The organism is Olivibacter jilunii, assembly GCF_900607235.1.
Lineage (GTDB): Bacteria > Bacteroidota > Bacteroidia > Sphingobacteriales > Sphingobacteriaceae > Olivibacter > Olivibacter oleidegradans.
On the sequence record NZ_LR027848.1, the window covers coordinates 835,596 to 859,073 of the forward strand.

The window sequence follows — 23,478 nt, forward strand, 5'->3', positions numbered from 1 at the left end:
AATGCATAAGCAATATTTTATTTTTAAAGGCTATTGATCTTTAAAGTCATCCCTGGTTTGATAGATGAGCCATTTAAATTGTTCATTGCTTTTATATTATTGACAGTGGCTCCTCTGTATTTTTGGGCGATTCCGGAAAGTGTATCTCCTCTTTTAACTTTATAGGTTACGTAATTAACGGATTTTCTTTCCAAGCTCGTTTTTTTCCCTGCTGCATAACCCGGTTCGGAGATCTTTAAACGCTGTCCCGGAACAATGGCATTTCTCCTCAACCTATTCCAAACCTTCAAGTCCTGTACCTCGACTTGATATTTATTGGCAATTGAGCTTAAGCTTTCACCTCTTCTTACGCGATGATAAATAGCTTTTCTATCGGTGTTAGATGCTGTAATAACTTTTGCAGGAGCATCGGTCGGTGTATTTAAAGCTGCATACAAGCTGGCATAAGCGGTTTTATCTACCGCAGGGACGACTAAACGCTTCGGAGCCTCCGGTGTACCATTGATGATGCTCTTTTTATAGGCCGGATTTAGCGTGATCAATTGGTTCAGGTCGAGGTTTAACGCCTCTGCAATGCCTGATAATGGAATAAACTTATCGATCAAAATGACGTCGGTACCTTTCTCCGCTGTAAGGGCAGATCCGCTCCCGGAGGGTGTTGCAATTCCTAATACTTCATAGTTGTTTAGCACGAAGGTCATGGCAATAAAAGCGGGCACATAATTACGTGTTTCCTGGGGAAGATATTTTCGCACGGTCCAAAAATCAGGTTTTTCAATACCTGAGCGTTGTATCGCTCTGGCTACATTTCCTTTTCCGCAATTATAGGATGCTATTGCAAGTTGCCAATCGCCAAATTCGTTGTAAGCATCTTTTAGATAAGCCGCCGCTGCATAAGTCGCGGCATAGGGGTCTTTCCGTTCATCAACGTAGTTGTCTATATTTAAATTAAACGCTTTTGCCGTAGCAAACATAAATTGCCAAGGACCGGTTGCGCCCACCCTTGAGACCGCATGTGGATTTAAAGCTGATTCAATGATAGATAAATACTTTATTTCCTGTGGCAAATCCGTCTCTGCAAATACTTTCTCGTAAATGGGAAAATAGTACTGCGCTAACTCAAGCATTTTAGAAAGATGGTTTTTATAGCGCGGTGCCGTATAAGCATCTATATAAGATTGGACATAGCTATTGTACGTTAAGGGGATTACCTTTTGCAAAGTGTCCAGTTGCTTTTTTATATTTTGAGGGGCGAGATACCAGGAGAGATCGTGAGGGTGGGAATTTTTCCTGAGTGTAGAATCTTCGCTAGATAGAACATTCGAAGAGGCACTTAATTTCGAAGGTTCGTCGGTATCTTTGCTTGTTGTTGCCTGCGTCAATTGAACGCAAAATAGCATACCTACGGCAAATGCCGAAAATCTTTTCAATATCATGTCTTATATTTAAGGCTGTTGATTATCAAATCAGTTCATTATTGCTAAATACGTTAACATATTTTGAGCCACGCTCAAAAGAGGTTTGATAATAATTTCTTAAACAACGTTTTAATCAGCTCACTTAGTATAGTAAGTTGATTTTTTTTTGAAATAATAATAAAAAAAGCTGCTGCAACATGCTATATGTTACAACAGCTTATCCTTTATAAGAATGAGGGATTATTGTTTTTCCTCTTTAACTTCATCTTTCGTGGTTCCGGCTTGGCCCTCTTTAAATTCTCTCACACCGCGTCCTAATCCACGCATCAACTCAGGAATTTTCTTTCCACCAAATAATAATAACAAAGCAAGAACGATAATTGCTATTTCAGGCCCACCAATACCCAGTAACAAAATTGTGTTTAACATAACTCAATATTTAAAATCTTTATTCAATGACTACATTGTAGTTTTTATTCTTTCCTCAATATACGTAATCGTCTTACGTCCAGTTTACAAACTTATGTAAAAATGCTTAGATAAACAATTTTTTATCGTTTATCATTTCACCACTTGTATGGCTAATTTCCCGCTAACCAACTACTTGGGTTGATAGGCGAAGTTCCTTGCCACAGTTCAAAGTGTAAATCGGAAGTTCCTTCCGTCGCATCTACAGCTACTGTGCCAATTGTTTGTTTTACAGAAACCTTCTGATTTCTGGAAACACTGACCGTTTTCATGTTTTGATAGACAGTGAAGTAATTACCATGACGTATAATAACAGTATATTGATTTTGGAGTTGCACGATTGATGTTACAACACCATCAAATACGGCCCGTACGGCGGCACCTGCTGCTGTACGAATGGTTAAGCCGTTACTATTAACTTTAACACCTTTTCCATAAGTATATTGTCCGTAACCTTGCGTTACCGATCCGGAAGCTACCGGCCAGGGGAGTCGCCCACGATTACCTGTGAAATCTGCTGCTAATTTAGCCGCCTCTGGTGTTGACAAGAGCGCCTCTTTGTCGGTTTTTCTAGCGGTTGGCTCCGGAGCCTTCGCATTAGGGTTTTTCTTCGCCAACTCTGCTGCTCGTCGTCTTTCTTCTTCTTCTGCCTTTCGCCGAGCTTCTTCGATCTCTCTTCGGATAGCCGCCTGTATGGCACGTGCTAAACGCGCATCTTCCTGCTGCTTCTTATTCAGCTCTTGCTTATATTCTTTTTCCTTCTTGGTAAGATCGTTAAGCACTTTTGATTTAACAGATTTTTGGCCGTCGAGCGCTTGCTTCTCTTTTTCCTGGTCGCTCAGAAGTACTACTTTCTCCTTTTTATTACTCGCCAATTCGGCAATTTTTTGCTCAATACTTTTCTGCGTTTCCTCTATCTCCTTTGCTTGTTTTTTCCGGGAATCGCTGAATTGCTGAAGGTATTTAAGGCGCTTATACGCTTGATTAAAGTCGTTAGAAGCAAAAATGAACATCAATTTATTGTAAGCGCTCGAGTTGCGAAACGCAAACTGTACCATGGACGCATATCCTTTTTTGAGCTTCGCCAATTCATTCTGCAAGGAGCGGATCGTATTGGTATTTTTGGCTATCTGGCTCTCTATTAAATTGACTTCGCTATTAATCGTTTTGATTTTTTTCACCCGTAGGTTGATTTGGGCGTTAAGGGCATTTACCTGTTTGAGCGATAATGACTTGTCTTTTGATGTAGAACGTAAAGTTTGATTCAATAATTCTATTTCACGTGTAAGGGCCTCCCGCTGCTTTTTCAACTGTGCGCTCGACTGTGCCCAACTAGATAGGCCTATCCCCATAAATAACAGCAAACAGCATATTGACTTTATCCGAATCATTCTCTTCTTCAAATCATTGATGATGTATTACATTACATCGTTATTTTAACGTATTTATTGCCAACGAAAGTACTAAAATATTTTTATCTCGATAAACATTTGTTGATTAACGTATTCCACTTAAGGGCTTATATTTTGACGGAATAGTGAATGGCATCTCTACGGCCTCATTCAAAGCAATACGATTGTACTTTAGCTGTAATTCCAGTTTTACAGCGGATGAATTAGCGGTTAAACGAATATCCTTAGGTACCGGATGTTTGCCTATTAATGCAAAATCAGAATAATCCGTATTTACTTGGTGTTCCTGATTGTAAGTGCTTAAACTACAATTAGTGACCCTGAAATTGTCATCTGTTCTTACTAAGAAATTTAAATCATTTTTAAAGCCACTTAGTAAATAACCTAAATCTCCTTTTTTTGCCTCGTTCGAATAAGTCAACGCTTGATCAATCATATTGCCTACCATCATAGCCTGTAGATTACCATAAGTAATCTCTTCGGAGGCAAATTGATGTAAAAAGGCAAAGGGTTCGTCGATGTAGGTTCCGTTGATACGATTCATCATTCGAAAGCGGGTCGGCGTGATTAATACGCGAGCAGCCTCGATTCCAAAGACGGTGGTAATAGATATCCATATCGCTTCCTGGTTTTTTATCTTGATATTTAAGGTTGCATCATAGTTGTCTTTATTGATGGCAACGGCCGATTTTGCTTTAGCACTGAAGGTGTTGAAGCTCAATTGATTGTCAAGGATACCATTCACCAATACCCGATTATCCAAGGTGATCCGACTTTCTTCTTTGGTTGCGTCGACTATTACTTTTTTGCTTTTGCAAGCGACGATCAGCAAGCTAGCCGATAAAACCGTCAAAATGGATAGCTTTCGCAAATTTGAATGGTTAAAAGGCATTACTCAATATACTTTTTAGCATCGATCTTTTTAGTTAAAAGCTCCACATTTTCCCCCGTAGTTTCCCCGGTGGCTTTTGCTTCCTTCCATTTGGAAACGGCTTTTTCGATGTTACCCAGTTTAAACAATATATCACCATAATGTTCAAGGAGCGCAAAGGACTTTTCCCCTGAATTGGTGATTGCTTTTTCGATCCATTTTAAAGCTTCAGCGTAATTGCCTTGTTGAAACAGCACCCACGCGTACGTGTCTTGAAACGTCGGATTATTAGGCTCTAATTCGTTTGACTTTCTCGACATCTTAGCGGCCGCTTCTAAATTGGTTTTTCGAAGCGATAAATAGTAGGCGTAATTATTAAGCGTTCCCACGTTGTTGCTATCAATGGCAAGCGCCTCCTCATAGGCTTGATCGGACTCTGCAAACATATCCAAGGCGTGATAGGTGTCACCTAAGCTGCTATATACTTGCGTAAGCAACGGGGTGTTTTTCTCGTCAACATAATTAAGCGCGGCTTCAAAACAACTTCTTGCATCCGTATATTTCTTCTCCATAAAGAAAGCATGCCCCGAAAAAAACTGAGTTAAAGGCTGTTGCGGAAACAATGCAGAGGCTTTATAAGCATGTGCCAAAGCCTCTTTTTGCATACCTAAGCTGAGCTCTATCTGTAATAGTTGCTCCCAAATGGTATTCACCCGGCTGTTGATATCGATCGCTTTGAGATATTGTTCCCGAGCTTCCTTCAGTTGTTTTTGTTGGGCTAATATATCTCCATATAAAGCAAAAGCACGTGCATCCGTTGGATAGCTTATCGTTAATGTATTCGCTAAATCGCGAACGATAGGTGCCATTTCATTACTCTTCGGGTCAGACATGAGACTGATCAATAGGCGCATTTTCCCTTCGAAATCCATCCGTTCACTGGCAAAAGCCATTCGAAGCTCCCGAGTGGATTTTTCCTCATCTTTCAAATTGTGATAGGCATCCGCTTTACTTAAAGAAATGTAAGGATCGCCGGGGATACGTGCATGTCCTTCGTCCAAGACCTTAATAGCTTCCTTGGGCTTGTTAAGCTTTAAGTATAAGTTGGCTAAGAGTAGATATCCTTTTGTACTATCCGGTTCCTTTTCGATAATAGAGGTGACTTCTTCGATGGCCTTTTTGGGTTGTTTTTGTTTTAAGTATATCTCCTGCCGCGCAATAATGATGTTATCATCCTTTCCGAACTTTTGCTCTATTTCATGGTAAGCCTGTAGTGATTTGTCAAGCTCATTATTAAGGAAAAGGGCGTAAGCACGATCATAGAAGTACTCTTTCTTTTCGGGTTTGATGCGAATCAGCTGGTCAAAAATAGGAGGGAGGGAGTTAAAATCCTCCATCCGTTTGTAAATGTCTGCCAACAAAACCCAATACCACTCATTATCTGGCTTTAGTGTTGTTGCTTTTTTTGCATGGATGGCAGCGTCACCTAGATTTTTATCTTCCAACTCTAATCGGGCTAATTCGAAATAAGCAGCATCGTTGCTGTCGTCTAGCTTTAACAACTTGTGAAGTGTAGTTTGCGCTAGGTCAATATCTCCTCGGGCCTTTTCGTTGAGCGCCTGGTAATATAAATCCTTTACCTGACTGCTGTCTGTCGCTGTTTGCGCAAGTACCTGTTGTCCACTTATTAATAAAAGGCATATAAACCAGTATATTTTATTCTTTAAAATCATCTTACAATTGTTGTTTTAAATCGTACTCGTTTCACAATAGTCGGCCAAGTAGGGAAGTGCCTATATCCGGACTTCTCCTTTCATCGCTTTAACGCTATCGCAAAGGTTGGGCCATTATCTTCGCTTATAGCCTAATAATTGTTTAAGCTGTGGCCCCTCTTTTAAGTATATACCGATTAAGAAGAGCAAAAGCAATCCGTTACCGATTATTAGGTTCCTTCCAAATACGTAGAAAGATAACCAACTCAAAATAATTGCACATACAATATACGTCAAATTTTTAAATGTATGATAGGGAATTGGGTAATTTTTTTGTCCTAAAACATAAGAAAGAATCATCATGCAGGCATAGGTTATCATCGTAATCCAAGCTGACGCGATAAAGCCGTAAGAGGGAATAAAAACCAAATTCAACACAATAGTAACAATAGCTCCGGTACCTGAAATATAAAGACCATATTTTGTTTGATCAGATAATTTATACCAAATAGATAAACTCATATATACACCTAAGAAAATATATCCTAGTAAAAGGATTGGAACAATTGATAATCCTTTCCAATTTTCCATACTTGTTGTAAGAGAGGACCCGGCTATAAAATATTTTAAAATCTCAATATTGGCTACTAAACCAAACATGCCTATTGCCATGGCAATAACGAAATAATCCATAATGATGGCATAAGTTTGACCTGAATTTTTTTCTTTTGCTTGACTAAAGAAAAACGGCTCGGCACCTAAGCGAAATGCCTGGATGAAAATACTCAAAAATACGGCTAGTTTTGCCGACAATCCGTAGATACCGACTTGCGTTTCGGCGATATCATCCGGTAATAATTGTCCTAAAAATACTTTATCAAGGTTTTCATTTATAATAAATGAAAAGTTGGCAATCAAAATAGGGAAACTATAAGAAAACATTTCTCGCGCTAACGGGCCATTGAATCGTAATTTCAGTTTGAGCAATTCCGGGATCATGAGTAATAGTGTGACCGCGCTAGCGATTAGATTGGATAGGAAGACATAACCAACCCATTGGGGATGATACCAAGTAGAAAAGTATGGAGCAATGGATAGATCTGTCTTAATGGCCCAAGGAATGAAAACGATAAAAAATAAATTAGAGGATACAAAAATGAAAATGTTAAATAACTTAATCATTCCATATCTTAGCGGGCGTCCGTCTGCTCTGATTTTTGCGAACGGAATAACAGCGATAGCATCTAATACTAAGATAAGTGCAAAATACGTGATATACCTCGATAGATCTGGGTCCGATATATTCATAAAGTGCGCTATTTCCTGCTTAAAAAGCAGCACTAGGAGAAGGAAACATAAACTGATAGCAAGAATTATCAGAAAGGTATTATTGTAAACAGCCTGCTTATTATCCTCTTTTTTTTGAATGTAGCGGAAAAAAGTGGTTTCCATTCCAAAGGCAAGTAATGCGTTCAATAGCGAAGCATAACTATACATCGTGGTAAAAATCCCGAAGACGGCTGTGGATAGTTTTCTTGAAAATAAAGGTGTAAGGATAAAATTGACTAAACGAGCTATAATCGTACTTAAACCATAGATCATGGTTTGCCCGGCAAATTTTCGTAGTGTAGACAATTTTTGTTGACAGTTAAAATGTTAACGCTTAAGAATTTCGAAATTGTTATAGTTTTTCAGTTCACCTGAATTAATTTCAACTTTTTCGACAACAGCATGTTCCGGTCCCTCATGGCACCACTCTAAGAAATTCTCCAATCCGAAATCATCTCCTTCTGCTTCTATATAAACACTTCCGTCGGGTAAATTCTTGACAAAGCCGGTGACTTTTAACTGATTGGCAACGGCTTTAGTTGCTGCTCTGAAAAAGACTCCCTGTACTTTTCCGAAAACGGTAATATTTAAATGCTTCATTGGCACTGATACTTCTTAAGGACAGTCGAAACTGTATGTTACAAATGTGCAATTTTTTTGTAAATCAACTTGTCTCTTTTCCATAGGATTAATTATGCCGAATAGCAATTAACAGAAAATGAATGCTTTAGATTAAGGGCGTAACGGTTGAGTTTTCGCTCAGTTTTAGCCCTTGCGCGTGACTGATGAGGTTAAGGCCAGGTTTTTTGCCCTTTTCTAGACTGCCGTATTGGTGATCAATACCTAAGTATTTGGCGCCATTAAGCGTTGCCCACTTTAAGGTATCCTCAAGTTTTAAATGCGGGAAATGAGCGTGCAGTGTTAAAAGCTCCGATAAAATGCATAACTTATCGTTAGAAGCTAAACTGTCTGTGCCTAGCGTAATGGGACTGTCCTGATTCAGAAATAGGTCGATTTTTGGCAGCCTGTTTTCGATATACAGATTGGCATTAGGGCATAGACACCAGGTCACGTTTCCTGCAAAACGATCCACAAAAAAAATATCTTTCATGTTTGTGTACGTGTTATGAACAAACATAACGGGTTGCCGCTTTGGTAATAGAGGAACGATGGTTTGAATAGAATCCCTGGCTTGCGCCTTGAAGAAGCCAATATCTCGGTTTAACTTTCGATAAAAATCAATAAATTGCCCTGACTTATAGCGATAAAGCTTGTTCTCCTCTTCGCTTTCCTGATTGTGGATACTGAGCAGATTGGTTTCGGGTTTATGAAGTTGTTTTAAAAACCTGAAAATTTCTTTACATACCGAATAAGGGGCATGCGGTGTGATGGAGGACGGTAGCCCGTCGAATGATTCACAGAGCGCTAAGCCATCTCTAAACACTTCTTGCGCTTTTTCCGGTTCAAAGCACAGAATTTCTATAAAGGTATGGTAATAAAGGCTGCTTTTCTCCTTTGTTTCTTTTGAAATAGCAAGGTTTGCAATATCACCAACCGCCACAATACCATTCCTTTTCATTTCCGAGTCGGCAGATTGCATGGCCTTTACAACTTCCTTCTCGTTTGCATTCCGTTGCCCAATAACAGCTTCGATGAAAGGAATTAGCCCAGTGCCTTTGGCGAATTTACCCTTCAGATGGGAAAGTTCTAAATGACAGTGCGTGTTGATAAATCCCGGAGTAATAATACCCTTATGTTTCGTAATGGTTTTATCCGATATTTCTTTTGCTCCTGATTCATAAACACCTATAATTTCACCGTTCTCGTCCACCCCAATGATACCATTATGAATGGGTTTTGCAGAAACGGGAAGAATATAGTCTGCCGAGTAATAATTTACCATGACATCTGAGGTTCACTAAAAATATGAAGAATTCGTCTACTTTTTTTAATAATTACGGGCAATGTTAGCAAAAAATATGAAACTAACGAAATTTGTTTCACGCTTTAACACACTTGTATAACAAAGGATTATATGTTTTTGTGTTAAAAAAGCGGTATATTTGCACCGTGAAAAACATGGGAAAGAAAGTAGATATCAGATCGTTAAGCCTTGAACAGTTGAAGGAAAGTTTACTCGCTTTAGGCGAGCAAAGTTTTCGTGCAAAGCAAATTTTTGAGTGGTTATGGATGAAGTCGTGCGTAGATTTCGATAATATGACCAATCTTAGCAAAAAGTTACGCGATTCGCTGAAAGAGAATTTTATAATCAACGCTGTTCGCATCGATAAATCCCAATACAGTGCTGATAAAACCATAAAGAGCACGTTTAAGCTTTTTGACAATAATATTATTGAAGGTGTTTTAATCCCTACTCCCGACCGGATGACTGCCTGCGTCAGCTCCCAGGTGGGTTGCAGTTTAACATGCAAATTCTGTGCAACGGGGTATATGGATAGAAAGCGGAACTTAAATGCAGACGAAATTTACGATCAAGTTGTTTTAATCAATAAACAGGCAGAAGAAAACTATTCGATCCCCCTAAGTAATATTGTTTATATGGGAATGGGTGAGCCGCTACTTAATTATGCCAATGTTTTAAAATCTATCGAACGGATTACAGCTCCTGATGGACTGAATATGGCAGCAAAAAGGATAACTGTTTCAACTGCCGGAATAGCCAAAATGATTAAGAAGTTGGGAGACGATCAAGTGAAATTTAATTTAGCCCTCTCCCTTCATGCAGCGAATGACGCAAAAAGAAATGAAATCATGCCGATTAATGAGCAGAATTCGTTAAAGGCATTGGCCGAAGCGCTAAAATATTATTTTGCCAAGACAAAAAATCCCGTTACTTACGAATATATCGTTTTTAACAATTTTAACGACGAATTGGAAGATGCAGCAGAATTGGCGTCCTTCTGCAAACACCTGCCTTGTAAAGTTAACATCATTGAATATAATCCCATCGCCTTTGCAGATTTCGAGAATGCGGAAGGGGATAAAATTGATCGCTTTGCGGCGTTTCTTAGAAAAAGAGGTATAACCACCAATGTCAGAAGAAGCCGGGGCAAAGACATTGACGCTGCATGTGGACAGTTAGCTGTTAAAGAAAAACAAGAACAATTGATGTAAGCTTAAAGCTTCGAGAGAAAGTTTTAACTAACCGATGGCCAAAGCTGATACGATCATGTATTAATAGCTGCGCATACAAAATAGTAAGGTTGTCAAAGCGGGAAGCCAAGTGCGATTGATGGTCTTATGGCATTAATTATAGCCTATGATGATCCGGTATTTTCAAGCCCTTGTCTCATTACTATATCCCGAATTATGTGCGGGCTGTAAGCGATCGCTGTATGAACATGAATCGCTTATTTGCACCCATTGTCTCTATCATTTACCAATTACAAATTTCCATCTCGATCCGGCAAATGCTGCAAGCAAACAATTGTGGGGTCGGGTTCCGTTACAGGCGGTTTCTTCTTATCTTTATTATGTAAAAGGATCCACTGTTCAAAACATACTGCACCATTTAAAGTACTTCAATAAACCGGAAATAGGAAATATGCTGGGTAAACGGTATGGCGAACTGTTATACTGCTCCACTTTTCGGCATGTTGATCTCATCGTTCCGGTACCTTTGCATCCTAAAAAGCTAAAGAAAAGAGGATACAATCAAAGTGAGTTTTTTGCAAAAGGACTGAGCGAAAGCTTTAAAGTTCCGATAGAAACAGGAAATCTAATTCGACATACTCGCACAGAATCACAAACAACAAAAAGACGTTATGAACGTTACGAGAACATGAAAGAAATATTTGAAGTACTTAAACCTCAAACCTTTCAAGACAAACATATCTTGCTGGTGGATGATGTGCTAACAACAGGTGCTACCATTGAAGCCTGCGCTTATAAACTCTTGGAAATAGCTGGTGTACGTGTTAGTGTAGTGACGCTAGCCTATACCAAATAAACGTGATGGAGTTCTTCGGTCTATCATTAGAATAACATTATACTTTCTTCGTATTAACCATACTATTAATAAGGGGTTGAAAAAGGGTTGATAAGGAGTTAACAAAGGGTTAGTAAAGGTTTTATCTAGGTTAATCCCCCACTAATTCTTTATTATTACTAAATGAATACTTATTTAATGGTAAGATATGTATTGATTAATGTCGAAGTTAAGCCAACAAAAACGGGCATTCACATTGAATGCCCGTTTGTTAATTTTACGACAGATGATCTTACTGTCTATTTATATAAAGGAAATTTTGCCATTAATTGAAGCACTTCTTCATGAACCGCATCAAGCACGGCTTCGTCTTCCGGCGCGTTAATAACGCGATCAATGAATTCAACGATTTGTACCATTTCGGTTTCTTTCAGTCCTCTAGTTGTTATGGCCGCTGTTCCCATACGGATACCTGATGTAACAAACGGTGATTTGTCATCAAACGGCACCATGTTTTTGTTCGTCGTAATACCGGCTTCGCCTAATGCAGCTTCCGCTGCTTTGCCGCTGATTCCTTTGTTTCTTAAGTCAATCAACATGGAGTGGTTATCTGTACCACCTGAAATAATTTGATAACCTTTGCTAACGAAGGCATCTGCCATTGCCGAAGCGTTTTTCTTTACTTGCAAGATATAACTCATATAATCGTCGCTTAGTGCTTCACCAAAAGCCACGGCTTTAGCGGCGATGATATGCTCTAAAGGACCGCCTTGCGTACCGGGAAAAACAGCCATATCTAAAAGGGAAGACATCATTCTTATTTCACCTTTAGGAGTTTTTAAACCCCAAGGATTTTCAAAGTCTTTACCCATCATAATCATACCGCCGCGAGGTCCTCTCAGGGTTTTATGTGTCGTGGTCGTGACGATATGGCAATGCGGAAGTGGGTCCGTCAAGAGTCCACGAGCAATTAAACCGGCTGGATGTGAGATGTCAGCTACTACTAAAGCACCGATTTTATCAGCTACCTGACGAATAAAGGCATAATCCCAGTCGCGTGAATAAGCAGAAGCTCCAACAATAATTGCTTTTGGTTGTTCTCTTAACGCCGTTTCTTCTAAGGCTTTATAATCGATTAGGCCGGTTTCTTTGTCGACACCATAAAAATGAGCTTCATATAATTTACCGGAAAAATTTACCGGGGAACCATGCGTCAGATGTCCTCCATGGGAAAGATCGAACCCTAAAATTTTATCGCCCGGTTTAAGTATCGCTAAAAATACGGCGGCATTGGCCTGCGCTCCCGAATGCGGTTGTACGTTAACCCATTCGGCATTGAAAAGCTGTTTTGCGCGGTCGATCGCTATTTGTTCAATTTCGTCAACTACTTCGCAGCCACCATAATAACGCTTGCCCGGTAGTCCTTCTGCATATTTATTCGTTAATACAGAACCGGCTGCTTCCATGACCTGTTTGCTTACAAAATTTTCTGAAGCGATTAACTCAATACCTTCTTCCTGGCGTTGTAATTCTTCATTAATCAGCTCAAATATGATGTTATCTCTTTCCATTAAATATTGATATAAGTATCAGTTTTAGATAGTTGCGCAAAGATAGGGAAAATGTAGAGAATTGATAAGTGCTTTGTGCATTTATTAGCAGTTAGCTAGTTAACCACCGGCATTACCCTTTAGGTCTTAAATCTTACACCATAAACCCTATAGCTTACACCGCTTGTGCTTTCTCTTGTACCCAAAAATTGTTATATCCCAAACCTAATTGTATCTCGAGAATCTGCTGTTGAAGCATTTCCAGTATGGCTAAAAAGTTGTATACAAAATGAACCCTATTTTCAGAGTGCTGTTGAATGGCCTTAAAATCTAACTTTTGATTGATGGTTAATAGTGAGGCAATGGTTTTTTTCTGTTGTTCAATCGTATACGGATATTGTACAACAGTATGTTTTACTTCATTCGATTTGTTTAGATACGCATTCATTAATCGATCATAAACTTTCATTAATTTATATAGATCGAATGAATTCAATTCTTCTCCCGGCTCCGCCTCATTGGCTGCAATTTTGAGATTAAATGCAATGTTGCCACGCTTTTCAACCATGAAACGGTTATCTTCCAACGCTTTTAGATCTTCACAAACCGTTTTGAATTTTTTATATTCTATAAGTTTTTGTACAAGGTCTTTCTTGAGGTCAATTTCATTGCCGTCTTCATCTATTTCAGGCCGTGGTAATAGCATTTTGGCCTTAATCCGCATCAGGGTAGCAGCAACAAAGATAAATTCGCTCGCCAATTCCATGTTCAGGGCATTCATGTGGTGTATATAGCCCAAGAAATCATCTGTAATTTTAGCAATCGAAATTTCGTGTATATTAAGTTCGTCCCGCTCAATGAAAAATAGCAAAAGGTCAAAAGGACCTTCGAATTGTGGAAGCTTTATCTCAAAACCCTCTGTTTGCATGGTTCCAAAGGTACGCTTTTATTAAATATAAATTGTAACGTAGAGTAAGTGCGTTTAAAAGGAACCTTTTTATTAATCTATTTTTTTAGTATCTGTTCTTTATGCTTGATCATAAAGAACCAAACAATCAAGGCTTATGCAGGCTACCTTGCAGCTGATTGCAAAGTATCCATAGCGCGTATTGGAGCCGTTTCACTTCCTCAATCCGCTTGCATATTGCAAAATGAACAGTCGTGCAAATACTTTGCTGCTCGTTGCGTCGGTATCCTCCAAGGCCGTTTTTCCCAACACACTGGCTATATATAAGGCTAAAAACTAGTACGTTCGGTTAAAAGTAAAAGCCCATCGTTCTACTAAAGTGCCGCCTCCAAAATTTACAGTCAGCGCTGGGAGGCACTACCGTTCCTGTAAATTTTGAAGCGGCGAGCTTTCTTTGCTTCTTTTCTTTCGCGGAGAAAGAAAGAAGTTAAAATAAACGTTCTTTTAATATAAACACCTTTATGTTATAAGCGAAACCGACCAACGAGAATTCACCGAAGGTAATCTCTGGTATTAGACTTAAAGATTGATTTAGACAAAAATGAAATGTATAGCTGAAAAACAAAGCGAGTAGTTGCTTGTTGGTGAAAAATGAGCGGAACTAGCGGAAAGCTGAGATGGAACAGATCAGGAACAAAAAAAGCAGTACATAGCTAAATTGAATATTTATCCTTTACTTTGTAAACGTTTTGTTATTACCGTAATTTTGTATTTACAGGCAGAGAATGAGGACTGATTGCAGGACAAATTCTTTCAGAACCTATTTTAATATGGATTTTGAACCAGGAACGTTGCTAAAAAACATAAATAGCCCCGCCGATTTAAAAAAGCTCAGTGAGTCGGATTTAGAGAATGTTTGTAAAGAGCTACGTCAATATATTATTGATGTTGTATCTGTTTATGGCGGACATTTTGCCGCTAGTTTAGGGGTGGTGGAGTTGACGGTGGCGCTGCATTATGTACTCAATACGCCCTATGACCAATTGGTTTGGGATGTCGGCCATCAAGCCTATGGACATAAAATCCTTACCGGAAGACGAGATGTGTTTCACACCAATCGCGTATATAATGGTATCAGTGGGTTTCCTAAACGTAGTGAAAGTGAATATGATACCTTCGGCGTAGGGCATTCTTCCACTTCTATATCTGCTGCGTTAGGGATGGCGGTAGCTTCTCATTACAAGGGGGAAAATGATCGTCAGCACGTTGCGGTAATTGGTGACGGCTCTATGACAGCCGGTATGGCATTCGAAGCACTGAATCATGCCGGCATAGAGAAATCTAACTTGCTCGTCATTTTGAATGATAATTGCATGGCCATCGATCCAAATGTTGGTGCGCTAAAGGAATACTTAACGGATATTACAGTTTCAAAGCCTTATAACCGCTTTCGCGATGATATTGCTGCAGTTTTAAGTAAGATCTCCCAAATAGGGCCTGATGCGCTTGGTTTAGCCAAAAAGATAGAGAAGAGCGTTAAAGGGACTTTACTGAAAAATAGTAATCTTTTTGAATCATTAAAATTCAGATACTTCGGTCCGGTTGATGGGCACGATGTAAAACGCTTAGTTAAAATTATTGATGAACTTAGGGATATACCGGGGCCTAAACTTTTACATTGCATCACGGTAAAGGGAAAAGGTTTTGCCTTGGCGGAAAAAGATCAAACTAAATGGCACGCGCCAGGCCTATTCGATAAAATTACAGGCGAAATCAAGAAAACAGTTAGCGACAAGCCTGTAGCACCAAAATATCAAGATGTTTTCGGTCACACCTTGGTTGAACTGGCCGAGAAAAACGAAAAAATCATGGGCATTACACCGGCAATGCCTTCGGGTTCTTCCATGAATATTATGATGAAGGCTATGCCCGATAGAGCGTTTGATGTAGGTATTGCCGAACAGCACGCGGTTACTTTTTCCGCCGGTTTGGCAACCCAAGGAATGGTGCCTTTTTGTAACATATATTCAACATTTATGCAGCGGGCCTATGATCAGGTGATACATGATGTGGCTTTGCAAAATCTAAATGTCGTTTTTTGTCTCGACCGGGCAGGTATTGCGGGTGCCGATGGTCCTACGCACCACGGTGCGTATGATTTGGCATATATGCGTTGTATACCAAATATGAAGGTAGCTGCGCCTATGAATGAGGAGGAGTTGCGCAATTTAATGTACACCGCACAAATCGAAGATATGGGGCCTTTTGTGATCCGTTATCCCCGCGGACAAGGTGTCGTGCCTGATTGGAGAAGGCCTTTTAAAGAAATAACCATAGGGAAAGGACGAAAAATTTGTGACGGAGAAGATTTGGCGATATTAAGCATCGGGCATATCGGTAATGAGGTGGTAAAAGCTACCGTATCGCTTAACTCTGATGGGATTTTTCCTGCACATTACGATTTAAGATTTGTAAAGCCCTTGGATGAAGAGCTGCTGCATGAAGTGTTTCGAAAATTCAGTAAAGTAATCACAGTAGAAGACGGATGTATACAAGGAGGCATGGGAAGTGCTGTGCTCGAATTTATGGCAGATCATGGTTATCAGTCGAAAGTCGTTCGTTTGGGAATCCCCGATGAGTTTATCGAGCATGGCGAACAGAATCAGCTTTGGGCAGAGTGTGGTTATGATGCTCAACATATTATTTTGAACGCAAAGCAACTTTCCGAAGGTCGGAAAACCAATACCATGGCGGGGTAGGGAATTAGTTAGTAGCTTATAGCCTTTAGGCATTAAGTAATGGCCATGGAACCACGAAAACGTTAATAATAAAAACTGAAACTAATAAAGGGCTGATGGCCGATTTCTGAGAGCTGACCCGCTCTAAACCGACGCTAACAGCTAAAAACTATATATGTACAGAACACATACTTGCGGACAGTTAACATTAGCAGATTTAGGAAAAAAAATTACATTATGCGGATGGGTACAAAAGTCGAGAGATCTGGGAGGCATGACCTTCATCGATATGCGCGACCGATATGGCGTTACTCAACTGGCATTTAATGCTGATGACGATGAGGCCCTGCGTGCAAGGGCTCGGGAGTTGGGGAGAGAATATGTAATACAGGTAAAGGGAACGGTAATTGAGCGTTCCAGCAAAAACTTAAAGATCTCTACGGGAGAAATCGAAATAAAGGTAGCAGACTTGGCTGTACTGAATGCTGCGAAATTGCCACCATTTTTGATCGAAGATGAAACCGATGGCGGTGATGACCTTCGGATGAAATATCGTTATCTTGATTTACGACGTAATCCGGTACGCAATAATTTGGTGCTACGACACCAAATGGCACAGGCTGTTCGCTCTTTTCTTGATCAACAAGGTTTTTTGGAAGTCGAAACACCGGTGCTTATTAAGTCTACCCCTGAAGGTGCGCGCGATTTCGTGGTGCCAAGCCGGATGAATGAGGGACAATTCTATGCCTTACCGCAGTCGCCACAAACGTTTAAGCAGCTGCTGATGGTGTCGGGTTTTGATCGCTATTTCCAGATTGTAAAATGTTTTCGAGATGAGGATTTAAGGGCCGACCGACAGCCTGAGTTCACCCAGATCGACTGCGAGATGGCTTTTGTAGAGCAAGAGGATATCTTGAATTTGTTTGAAGAGCTAATAAGTTACCTCTTTAAAAAAGTTAAAAATGTAGAAATTGGTAAGCTTCCGCGCATGACCTATGCGGATGCTATGCGTTTATATGGTTCCGATAAACCCGATACACGCTTTGGGATGCAATTTGTAGAATTGAATCCGGTGTTGCAGGGCGCGGGTTTTCCGGTTTTTGACAATGCGGAATTAGTCGTTGGTATTAAAGCGGAAGGGTGTGCTTCTTATACCAGAAAACAAATTGATGCGCTCACCGATTTTGTAAAACGGCCGCAAATAGGAGCTACGGGATTGGTTTATCTTCGATATAATGAGGATGGATCGTTAAAGTCTTCGGTAGACAAGTTTTTTAGCCAGGAGCAATTACAGGCCTGGGCGAAAGCGATGGATGCTAATGTAGGGGATTTAATATTGGTAATGGCAGGAGATGCTGATAAAACGCGGAAACAGCTGAATGAGCTTCGTTTAGAATTGGGAAACCAGCTGGGACTTCGTGATAAGAATAAGTTTTCCGCCCTATGGGTTGTTGACTTTCCGTTATTGGAATGGGATGATGATACCAAGCGCTATCATGCGATGCATCATCCTTTTACTTCGCCAAAACCCGAGGATATAGCCTTACTGGATACTGCGCCTGGTGAAGTGCGGGCCAATGCCTATGATATGGTAATCAATGGAACAGAAGTAGGAGGCGGATCAATTCGTATCTTCGAAAAAGATTTACAGCAACTGATGTTCAAACATCTCGGTTTTACACAGGAAGAGGCGCAGACGCAATTTGGGTTCTTGATGGATGCATTTACTTATGGCGCACCTCCACATGGGGGCATTGCCTTTGGTTTTGATAGATTAGTTTCCATTTTTGCAGGCCTTGATTCTATCCGCGATGTTATTGCGTTTCCGAAAAATAATGCAGGAAGAGATGTAATGATCGATTCTCCAAGCAGTATTTCGCAGGAACAGCTTGATGAATTGAAGATAGAAATAAGCGCTAAGGCTTAGGGTAAAAGGTATAGGGTACTTACACCGCTAACCCTATACCTAAAGACCTTAAAAAGGTAGATCGTCATCCTTATTCTCATTGAAATCAACAGTGGTGGAATTTGGGTCACTGCTGTGGTCTGTATTGCTTGTTTTTTCGCCATTGCCGGGCGATTCAAAATCGCTTTTCCTTCCCAACATGGTGAAATTTTCTGCAACAATTTCGGTCGTATAACGTTTTACTCCTTCGCGATCCTCGTACGATCGGGTTCGCAATTTTCCTTCTATATAGACCAATTTCCCCTTTTGTAAATATTTAGCTGCAACATCTGCAAGACCCCTCCACATTACAATATTATGCCACTCGGTTTGTTCGACTTTTCTTCCATCTTTATTAAAGGTTTCCGATGTTGCCAAGGGAAAACTCGCAACAGATACATTGCCTTCTAAATGGCGAACCTCGGGATCCTTGCCTAAGTGTCCAACCAGAATAACTTTGTTAATTCCTGACATAGCTTATAAGTGTTAGTTGTTGCAAATAATATGGTCTCTTAAAAATGTGAAAATTAATTTAGGTTTAGCTAATGTATCTAAATCTTTTATAAAAACATAATTCCAGACCTTTTTTTTCGTCTTCAAGTGATTGAAATTTTTAATCTCTATGAAGGAAGCGTAAATATTCTGATGACTAAGCACATGTTTCTTTGGCGTGCTGATTACTTCTAATTCGCAGTCGCTGCCAAACAACTGTCGGAAAATCGAGGTTTCCTTCAATTGTACCAAATCTATCGCTATAGGATATTCTATTAATGGAAACTCATACATGTTCTCCCAAATATCTTTTGATCCTCGTTTTTGCATGGCAATCTTATCCTGATCTCTTACTATGAAATAGTAAAAGTATCTGTCTCGTGATGCTTTTCCTTTTATTTTAACAGGTAAGAAATTTACTTTGTTTTCACGCAAGGCATAACAACCGATGCTAATAGGGCAAACAGCACAGTTAGGCGACTGGGGTTTGCATTGGAGCGCCCCGAATTCCATGATCGCTTGGTTATAAACAGAAGCGTTGGCCTTGTCGAGCATCTCTTCTGCGATTTTGCTGAACAGCTTTTTCCCTTTTCCTGTATTAATCGCTTCACTTATACCAAAGTATCTTGCCAATACACGGAATACATTTCCGTCTAAAACAGCCTTTGGTTCATTAGAAGAAAAGGAAGCAATTGCGGCGGCAGTATATTCGCCAATGCCAGGTAATTTTATTAGGGAGTTATATTCTTTTGGAAAAATGCCGTCATATTGTTGCATGATTGTTTGAGCGGCTTTATGCATATTTCTTGCTCTAGAGTAATATCCTAGGCCTTGCCACAATCGCAGGATCTCACCTTCAGCTGCTTCAGCAAAGTCGCGAACCGTAGGATAGGCTGCAACAAAGCGGTTAAAGTAAGGAAGCCCTTGTTCCACACGTGTTTGTTGAAGGATGATTTCCGAAAGCCAGATAATATAAGGGTCCGTGGTATTACGCCAAGGAAGATCTCGTTTATTTTGATGATACCACTGAATAATCTCTTGTGAAAATAACATGAGGCAAAGGTAGTAAATAGGTTTTAGGCATAAGGTATTAGGTATTAGGCATTAGGTATTAGGCATTAGAATGTCAAAGTTAACGGCTAACCACTAATCAGCTAACACCTAAAGGCTAACAGCTAGTTTTAAGTATTAAGTTGTAAGTAATAGGTATGACCCAGGTATTAGGCATTAGGGTTTAGGGTATAAGGTAGGAGGTGTAAGGTATTAGGCATTAGGTTTTAGGGGTTAGAACGTCAAAGCGAACTGCTAACCACTAATCCCTAACAGCTGACACCTAAAGGCTAACAGCTAACCCCTAAAGGCTAACCGCTACCACCTAACCGCTAATACCTTATAAATTAGCCGTATAGTTTAATTTTTTACCTTAAAGGCTTCGCTGACAGATATTTTACATAAAAATTAACGTTTTATTTTTGTAAATCATTTAAAAGCAATACTTTTGCATCCCCAAATCGATTGATCGGGTGGTAGTTAAAGAACAAACAATTAGAAGAATATAACATGACTAAAGCAGAAATTATCGCAGAGATTTCTAACAAGACAGGTTTAGAAAAAGTAGATGTACAGGAAACTGTTGAAGCATTTTTCAAAGTAGTAAAAGGAGCTATGGTGGGTGGCGAGAATGTTTACGTTAGAGGATTCGGTAGCTTCGTTGTAAAAAAGAGAGCTAAAAAAACTGCTCGTAACATTTCAAAAAACACAGCTATTATTATTCCGGAACACTTCGTTCCTAGCTTTAAACCAGCAAAAGTTTTTGTTGAGAAAGTAAAAAACGGCAATAAATAATCTGCTTTATTCGGATATATTAATAATCATGCATAAAACGAAACAAATAATAGTCATTGCGCTTGTAGTAGTACTGATGGGAGTATTGATGGCGCAACCTATTAAGGGTTTGGTTAAGCGTGATAAAGCCGAACAAGAACAGCAAACAAATACAAGTACGGAGACCGAAGCTATCAATCTAGCTTCGGTCTCCAGTGTTGCAAAGCAAGGGCTGAACGCCTCTTTGGTAAAAGAGATTACCGATCTCGAAGCGGCTTTGTCGGCCAGTAGTGGAGAAGAGCGCATAAATTTATTAAAGAAATTAGCAGGTCATTGGGACGATCTTGCAAAACCTGCTCCCTTGGGTTTCTCATACGAGGAAATCGGTAAATTAGAATCTACATACGATAATTGGTTAAAAGCCGGAGATGCCTTTACGGCTGCTTATGAAAATTTGCAGGATACACTTGTTGCTCCTGCATTAATAGAACACGCACAGCAGGCTTATCAAAAGGCGCTAGATTTAAATCCTAAAAGCTTAGACGCTAAAACCGGTTTGGGAACTGCCATTGTAAATAAAGGCGGGGCGCCTATGCAAGGTATTGCAATGTTAATGGAGGTTGTTAAAGAGGATCCTCAAAACCTAAAAGCAAATATGAGCTTAGGGATGTTCTCTATGCGCTCTCGTCAGTTTGATAAAGCCGTGAATCGATTTAAAACGGTAATTGAAATTCAACCAAGTGCTGAAGCCTGGTTTTACCTGGCTACAAGTTATGAAAATATTGGCTTGAAGGCCGAAGCTATCAAAGCTTTTCAACAAAGCAAAGCTATAGCGGCGGATCCAAGCTTATCGCAGTTCATAGACCGTAAGGTTGATGAATTGAGCAAGTAATTAAAATAATTTATTAAAACATTTAAAAAATTAAGCTATGCCAAGCGGAAAAAAAAGAAAAAGACATAAAATGGCTACTCATAAACGTAAGAAACGTTTAAGAAAAAACAGACATAAGAAAAAATAAGCGCATCTAGGCGTGCCAGTATTCGGTAGCCTGCATCTCAAGACCTGAGGTGCAGGCTATTGTGATTGTTGGCTTTTTTTTTCATTCGTAGACGGGAATATCGTTTATGTAATGTCTGTTTTTTTATTGAACAATCTTATGGTTTAACCGAAAGAATAAGGGTTTACCACCTGGATAGCTATCCATCACGCCCTTTGTATTCTTTCTAAAAGAAAGTAGCTGTTGGTAAAGGAATTAATAGTAGATTCTTCCCCGGAAACGGGGACAACTATTGCTTTACTACAGGATAAACAGCTTGTTGAGTTAAATAAAGAACAGGTAAATAATAATTATGCTGTTGGCGACATCTATTTGGGCAGAATAAAGAAAATAATGCCCGGGTTGAATGCTGCTTTTGTAGATGTAGGCTACTCGAAGGATGCTTTTTTGCATTATTTGGATCTAGGGCCACAGGTACAGTCACTCATTAAGCTTACCAAGCTAGTAAAGAATGGCAGCTATAAAGATAAGCTGCTCAATAGTTTAAAACTAGAAAAGGATATCAATAAAGCAGGCAAAATTTCTGAGATCCTAAGTCGTAACATGTTGTTGCCGGTACAGATTGCAAAAGAGCCAATCTCAACCAAAGGGCCGCGTTTAAGTTCCGATTTATCCATCGCAGGAAGGTTTGTCGTTTTGGTACCTTTTTCTGACGCGGTTTCGATTTCGAAAAAAATTAAAAGTAACACCGAGCGAAACCGACTTAAAAAGATTGTTGAGGGAATCAAACCTCAGAATTTTGGCGTTATTATCCGTACCGTTTCGGAAGGAAAAGGAGTTGCTGAATTGGAGAAAGACCTCCGGGATTTAATCACCAAGTGGGAATCCTTCACGAAACGTCTTGCTTCTACTGATCCTGCGAAAAAAATATTGGGTGAAATGGATCGGACATCCACCATTTTGCGCGATATATTAACAGACGAGTTTTCTCATATCTATATCAATGATCCGATTATTTACGAGGAGACGAAGTCTTACATTCAGGAGATTTCTCCTGATTTGGAAAAGATAGTAAAGCTGTACAAACACAAGGATCCGATCTTTGAACACTTCGGTATAGAGAAACAGATTAAAGCCGCATTTGGTAAAATTGTTAATCTGCAGGGAGGGGCTTATTTGGTTATCGAACATACGGAAGCACTGCATGTTATTGACGTGAATAGCGGAAACCGAACGGCCAACAAAGAGAATCAGGAGGACAATGCCCTCTTGGTGAATAAGGAGGCCGCCAAAGAAATAGCCCGTCAGCTTCGTCTACGTGATATGGGAGGAATCGTGGTTGTCGATTTTATCGATATGCACAAGCCAACCAACAGGAAGGAGTTGCACGACTATTTAAAGGAATGTATGGGCAACGATCGCGCTAAACATACTATTCTCCCGCCAAGTAAATTTGGATTGGTGCAGATTACAAGGCAACGTGTTCGTCCTGAAATGACAGTGGTTACTAATGAGAAATGTCCGGCCTGTGGAGGTACCGGCGAAATTCGAGCCAGTATCGTATTAATGGATGATATTGAGAGTAATTTAAGTTATGTTTTAAACGAACAAAACGAGAAGAATATTACGCTCTGCGTTCACCCATATATTGAAGCCTTCATTAAGAAAGGCTTTATGTCCAGACGCTTGAAATGGTTTTTCCGGTACGGTAAATGGATCAAAGTAAAGGCTATTTCGTCTTACTTTATGAATGAATTCCACTTCTTAAACGCCAAAGAAGAAGAAATAAAACTATAAAGAAAAAGCCTTGCTGATTAGCAAGGCTTTTTCTTTATAGTTTTCAGCCGTCGGCTATCGGCTTCCAG

The 23,478-nt window shown here is 39.8% G+C and carries 19 protein-coding genes; 7 read left to right on the plus strand and 12 right to left on the minus strand.

Annotated features, from left to right (window positions below):
- Positions 1–23: 23 nt before the first annotated feature.
- From E0E36_RS03535 to E0E36_RS03570, 8 genes are all read right to left on the minus strand, one after another.
- Positions 24–1,436: a LysM peptidoglycan-binding domain-containing protein gene (locus tag E0E36_RS03535; protein WP_013664443.1), complete on the minus strand. Its 1,413-nt coding sequence runs from the start codon at positions 1,434–1,436 to the stop codon at positions 24–26.
- Positions 1,437–1,658: 222 nt separating this feature from the next.
- Entirely contained in the window at positions 1,659–1,847 is a 189-nt protein-coding gene (locus E0E36_RS03540; RefSeq protein WP_013664442.1) for a Sec-independent protein translocase subunit TatA/TatB, read from the minus strand.
- Positions 1,848–1,999: 152 nt separating this feature from the next.
- Positions 2,000–3,277 (minus strand): murein hydrolase activator EnvC family protein, encoded by a 1,278-nt coding sequence (locus E0E36_RS03545; RefSeq protein ID WP_242627116.1) that lies wholly within the window; start codon positions 3,275–3,277, stop codon positions 2,000–2,002.
- A 106-nt stretch (positions 3,278–3,383) separates the two neighbouring features.
- On the minus strand, positions 3,384–4,169 hold the full coding sequence (lolB1, locus tag E0E36_RS03550) for a lipoprotein insertase outer membrane protein LolB1 (RefSeq protein WP_165446908.1): 786 nt from the start codon (positions 4,167–4,169) through the stop codon (positions 3,384–3,386).
- A gap of 20 nt (positions 4,170–4,189) precedes the next feature.
- Positions 4,190–5,902 carry a tetratricopeptide repeat protein gene (locus E0E36_RS03555; protein WP_130854747.1) on the minus strand — a complete coding sequence of 571 codons (1,713 nt, stop codon included), beginning with the start codon at positions 5,900–5,902 and terminating at the stop codon, positions 4,190–4,192.
- Between the two features lie 114 nt (positions 5,903–6,016).
- On the minus strand, positions 6,017–7,483 hold the full coding sequence (locus E0E36_RS03560; RefSeq protein WP_130855145.1) for a lipopolysaccharide biosynthesis protein: 1,467 nt from the start codon (positions 7,481–7,483) through the stop codon (positions 6,017–6,019).
- Between the two features lie 54 nt (positions 7,484–7,537).
- A complete protein-coding gene (locus E0E36_RS03565; RefSeq protein WP_130854748.1) occupies positions 7,538–7,810 on the minus strand; it encodes an acylphosphatase in 273 nt (90 codons plus the stop codon).
- A 127-nt stretch (positions 7,811–7,937) separates the two neighbouring features.
- Positions 7,938–9,113 carry an amidohydrolase family protein gene (locus tag E0E36_RS03570; protein WP_130854749.1) on the minus strand — a complete coding sequence of 392 codons (1,176 nt, stop codon included), beginning with the start codon at positions 9,111–9,113 and terminating at the stop codon, positions 7,938–7,940.
- 176 nt (positions 9,114–9,289) lie between these two features.
- On the opposite strand from E0E36_RS03570, the gene rlmN reads away from it, so the two are divergent.
- Entirely contained in the window at positions 9,290–10,345 is a 1,056-nt protein-coding gene (rlmN, locus tag E0E36_RS03575; RefSeq protein WP_041387983.1) for a dual-specificity RNA methyltransferase RlmN, read from the plus strand.
- Positions 10,346–10,490: 145 nt separating this feature from the next.
- Positions 10,491–11,180, plus strand: coding sequence for a ComF family protein (locus tag E0E36_RS03580; RefSeq protein WP_041387126.1), 690 nt, complete (start codon positions 10,491–10,493; stop codon positions 11,178–11,180).
- A gap of 278 nt (positions 11,181–11,458) precedes the next feature.
- Here the strand turns inward: E0E36_RS03580 and glyA are convergent, their stop codons facing one another.
- Both glyA and E0E36_RS03590 read right to left on the minus strand, forming a co-directional pair.
- Positions 11,459–12,730 carry a serine hydroxymethyltransferase gene (glyA, locus tag E0E36_RS03585; protein WP_013664432.1) on the minus strand — a complete coding sequence of 424 codons (1,272 nt, stop codon included), beginning with the start codon at positions 12,728–12,730 and terminating at the stop codon, positions 11,459–11,461.
- A 154-nt stretch (positions 12,731–12,884) separates the two neighbouring features.
- Positions 12,885–13,637, minus strand: a complete 753-nt coding sequence (locus E0E36_RS03590; RefSeq protein ID WP_130854750.1) for a segregation and condensation protein A — start codon at positions 13,635–13,637, stop codon at positions 12,885–12,887.
- An 809-nt stretch (positions 13,638–14,446) separates the two neighbouring features.
- Here E0E36_RS03590 and dxs point away from each other — a divergent pair.
- Together dxs and aspS are read left to right on the plus strand one after the other, a co-directional pair.
- A complete protein-coding gene (gene dxs, locus E0E36_RS03595; RefSeq protein ID WP_130854751.1) occupies positions 14,447–16,375 on the plus strand; it encodes a 1-deoxy-D-xylulose-5-phosphate synthase in 1,929 nt (642 codons plus the stop codon).
- A 154-nt stretch (positions 16,376–16,529) separates the two neighbouring features.
- Positions 16,530–18,281: an aspartate--tRNA ligase gene (aspS, locus tag E0E36_RS03600; RefSeq protein ID WP_130854752.1), complete on the plus strand. Its 1,752-nt coding sequence runs from the start codon at positions 16,530–16,532 to the stop codon at positions 18,279–18,281.
- A gap of 48 nt (positions 18,282–18,329) precedes the next feature.
- On the opposite strand, the gene E0E36_RS03605 is transcribed toward aspS, so the two are convergent.
- Both E0E36_RS03605 and mutY read right to left on the minus strand, forming a co-directional pair.
- The gene (locus E0E36_RS03605) at positions 18,330–18,773 is read right to left on the minus strand and encodes a single-stranded DNA-binding protein (protein WP_013664428.1); all 444 of its coding nucleotides are present in this window, start codon (positions 18,771–18,773) and stop codon (positions 18,330–18,332) included.
- Between the two features lie 12 nt (positions 18,774–18,785).
- Entirely contained in the window at positions 18,786–19,844 is a 1,059-nt protein-coding gene (gene mutY, locus E0E36_RS03610) for an A/G-specific adenine glycosylase (protein ID WP_130854753.1), read from the minus strand.
- A 507-nt stretch (positions 19,845–20,351) separates the two neighbouring features.
- Here mutY and E0E36_RS03615 point away from each other — a divergent pair.
- The 3 genes from E0E36_RS03615 (at position 20,352) to E0E36_RS03625 (ending at position 23,410) form a co-directional block, all read left to right on the plus strand.
- On the plus strand, positions 20,352–20,636 hold the full coding sequence (locus tag E0E36_RS03615; RefSeq protein WP_013664426.1) for an HU family DNA-binding protein: 285 nt from the start codon (positions 20,352–20,354) through the stop codon (positions 20,634–20,636).
- A gap of 28 nt (positions 20,637–20,664) precedes the next feature.
- Positions 20,665–21,507, plus strand: a complete 843-nt coding sequence (locus E0E36_RS03620; RefSeq protein ID WP_130854754.1) for a tetratricopeptide repeat protein — start codon at positions 20,665–20,667, stop codon at positions 21,505–21,507.
- A gap of 349 nt (positions 21,508–21,856) precedes the next feature.
- Positions 21,857–23,410: an Rne/Rng family ribonuclease gene (locus E0E36_RS03625; RefSeq protein ID WP_013664424.1), complete on the plus strand. Its 1,554-nt coding sequence runs from the start codon at positions 21,857–21,859 to the stop codon at positions 23,408–23,410.
- Positions 23,411–23,478 lie beyond the last annotated feature (68 nt).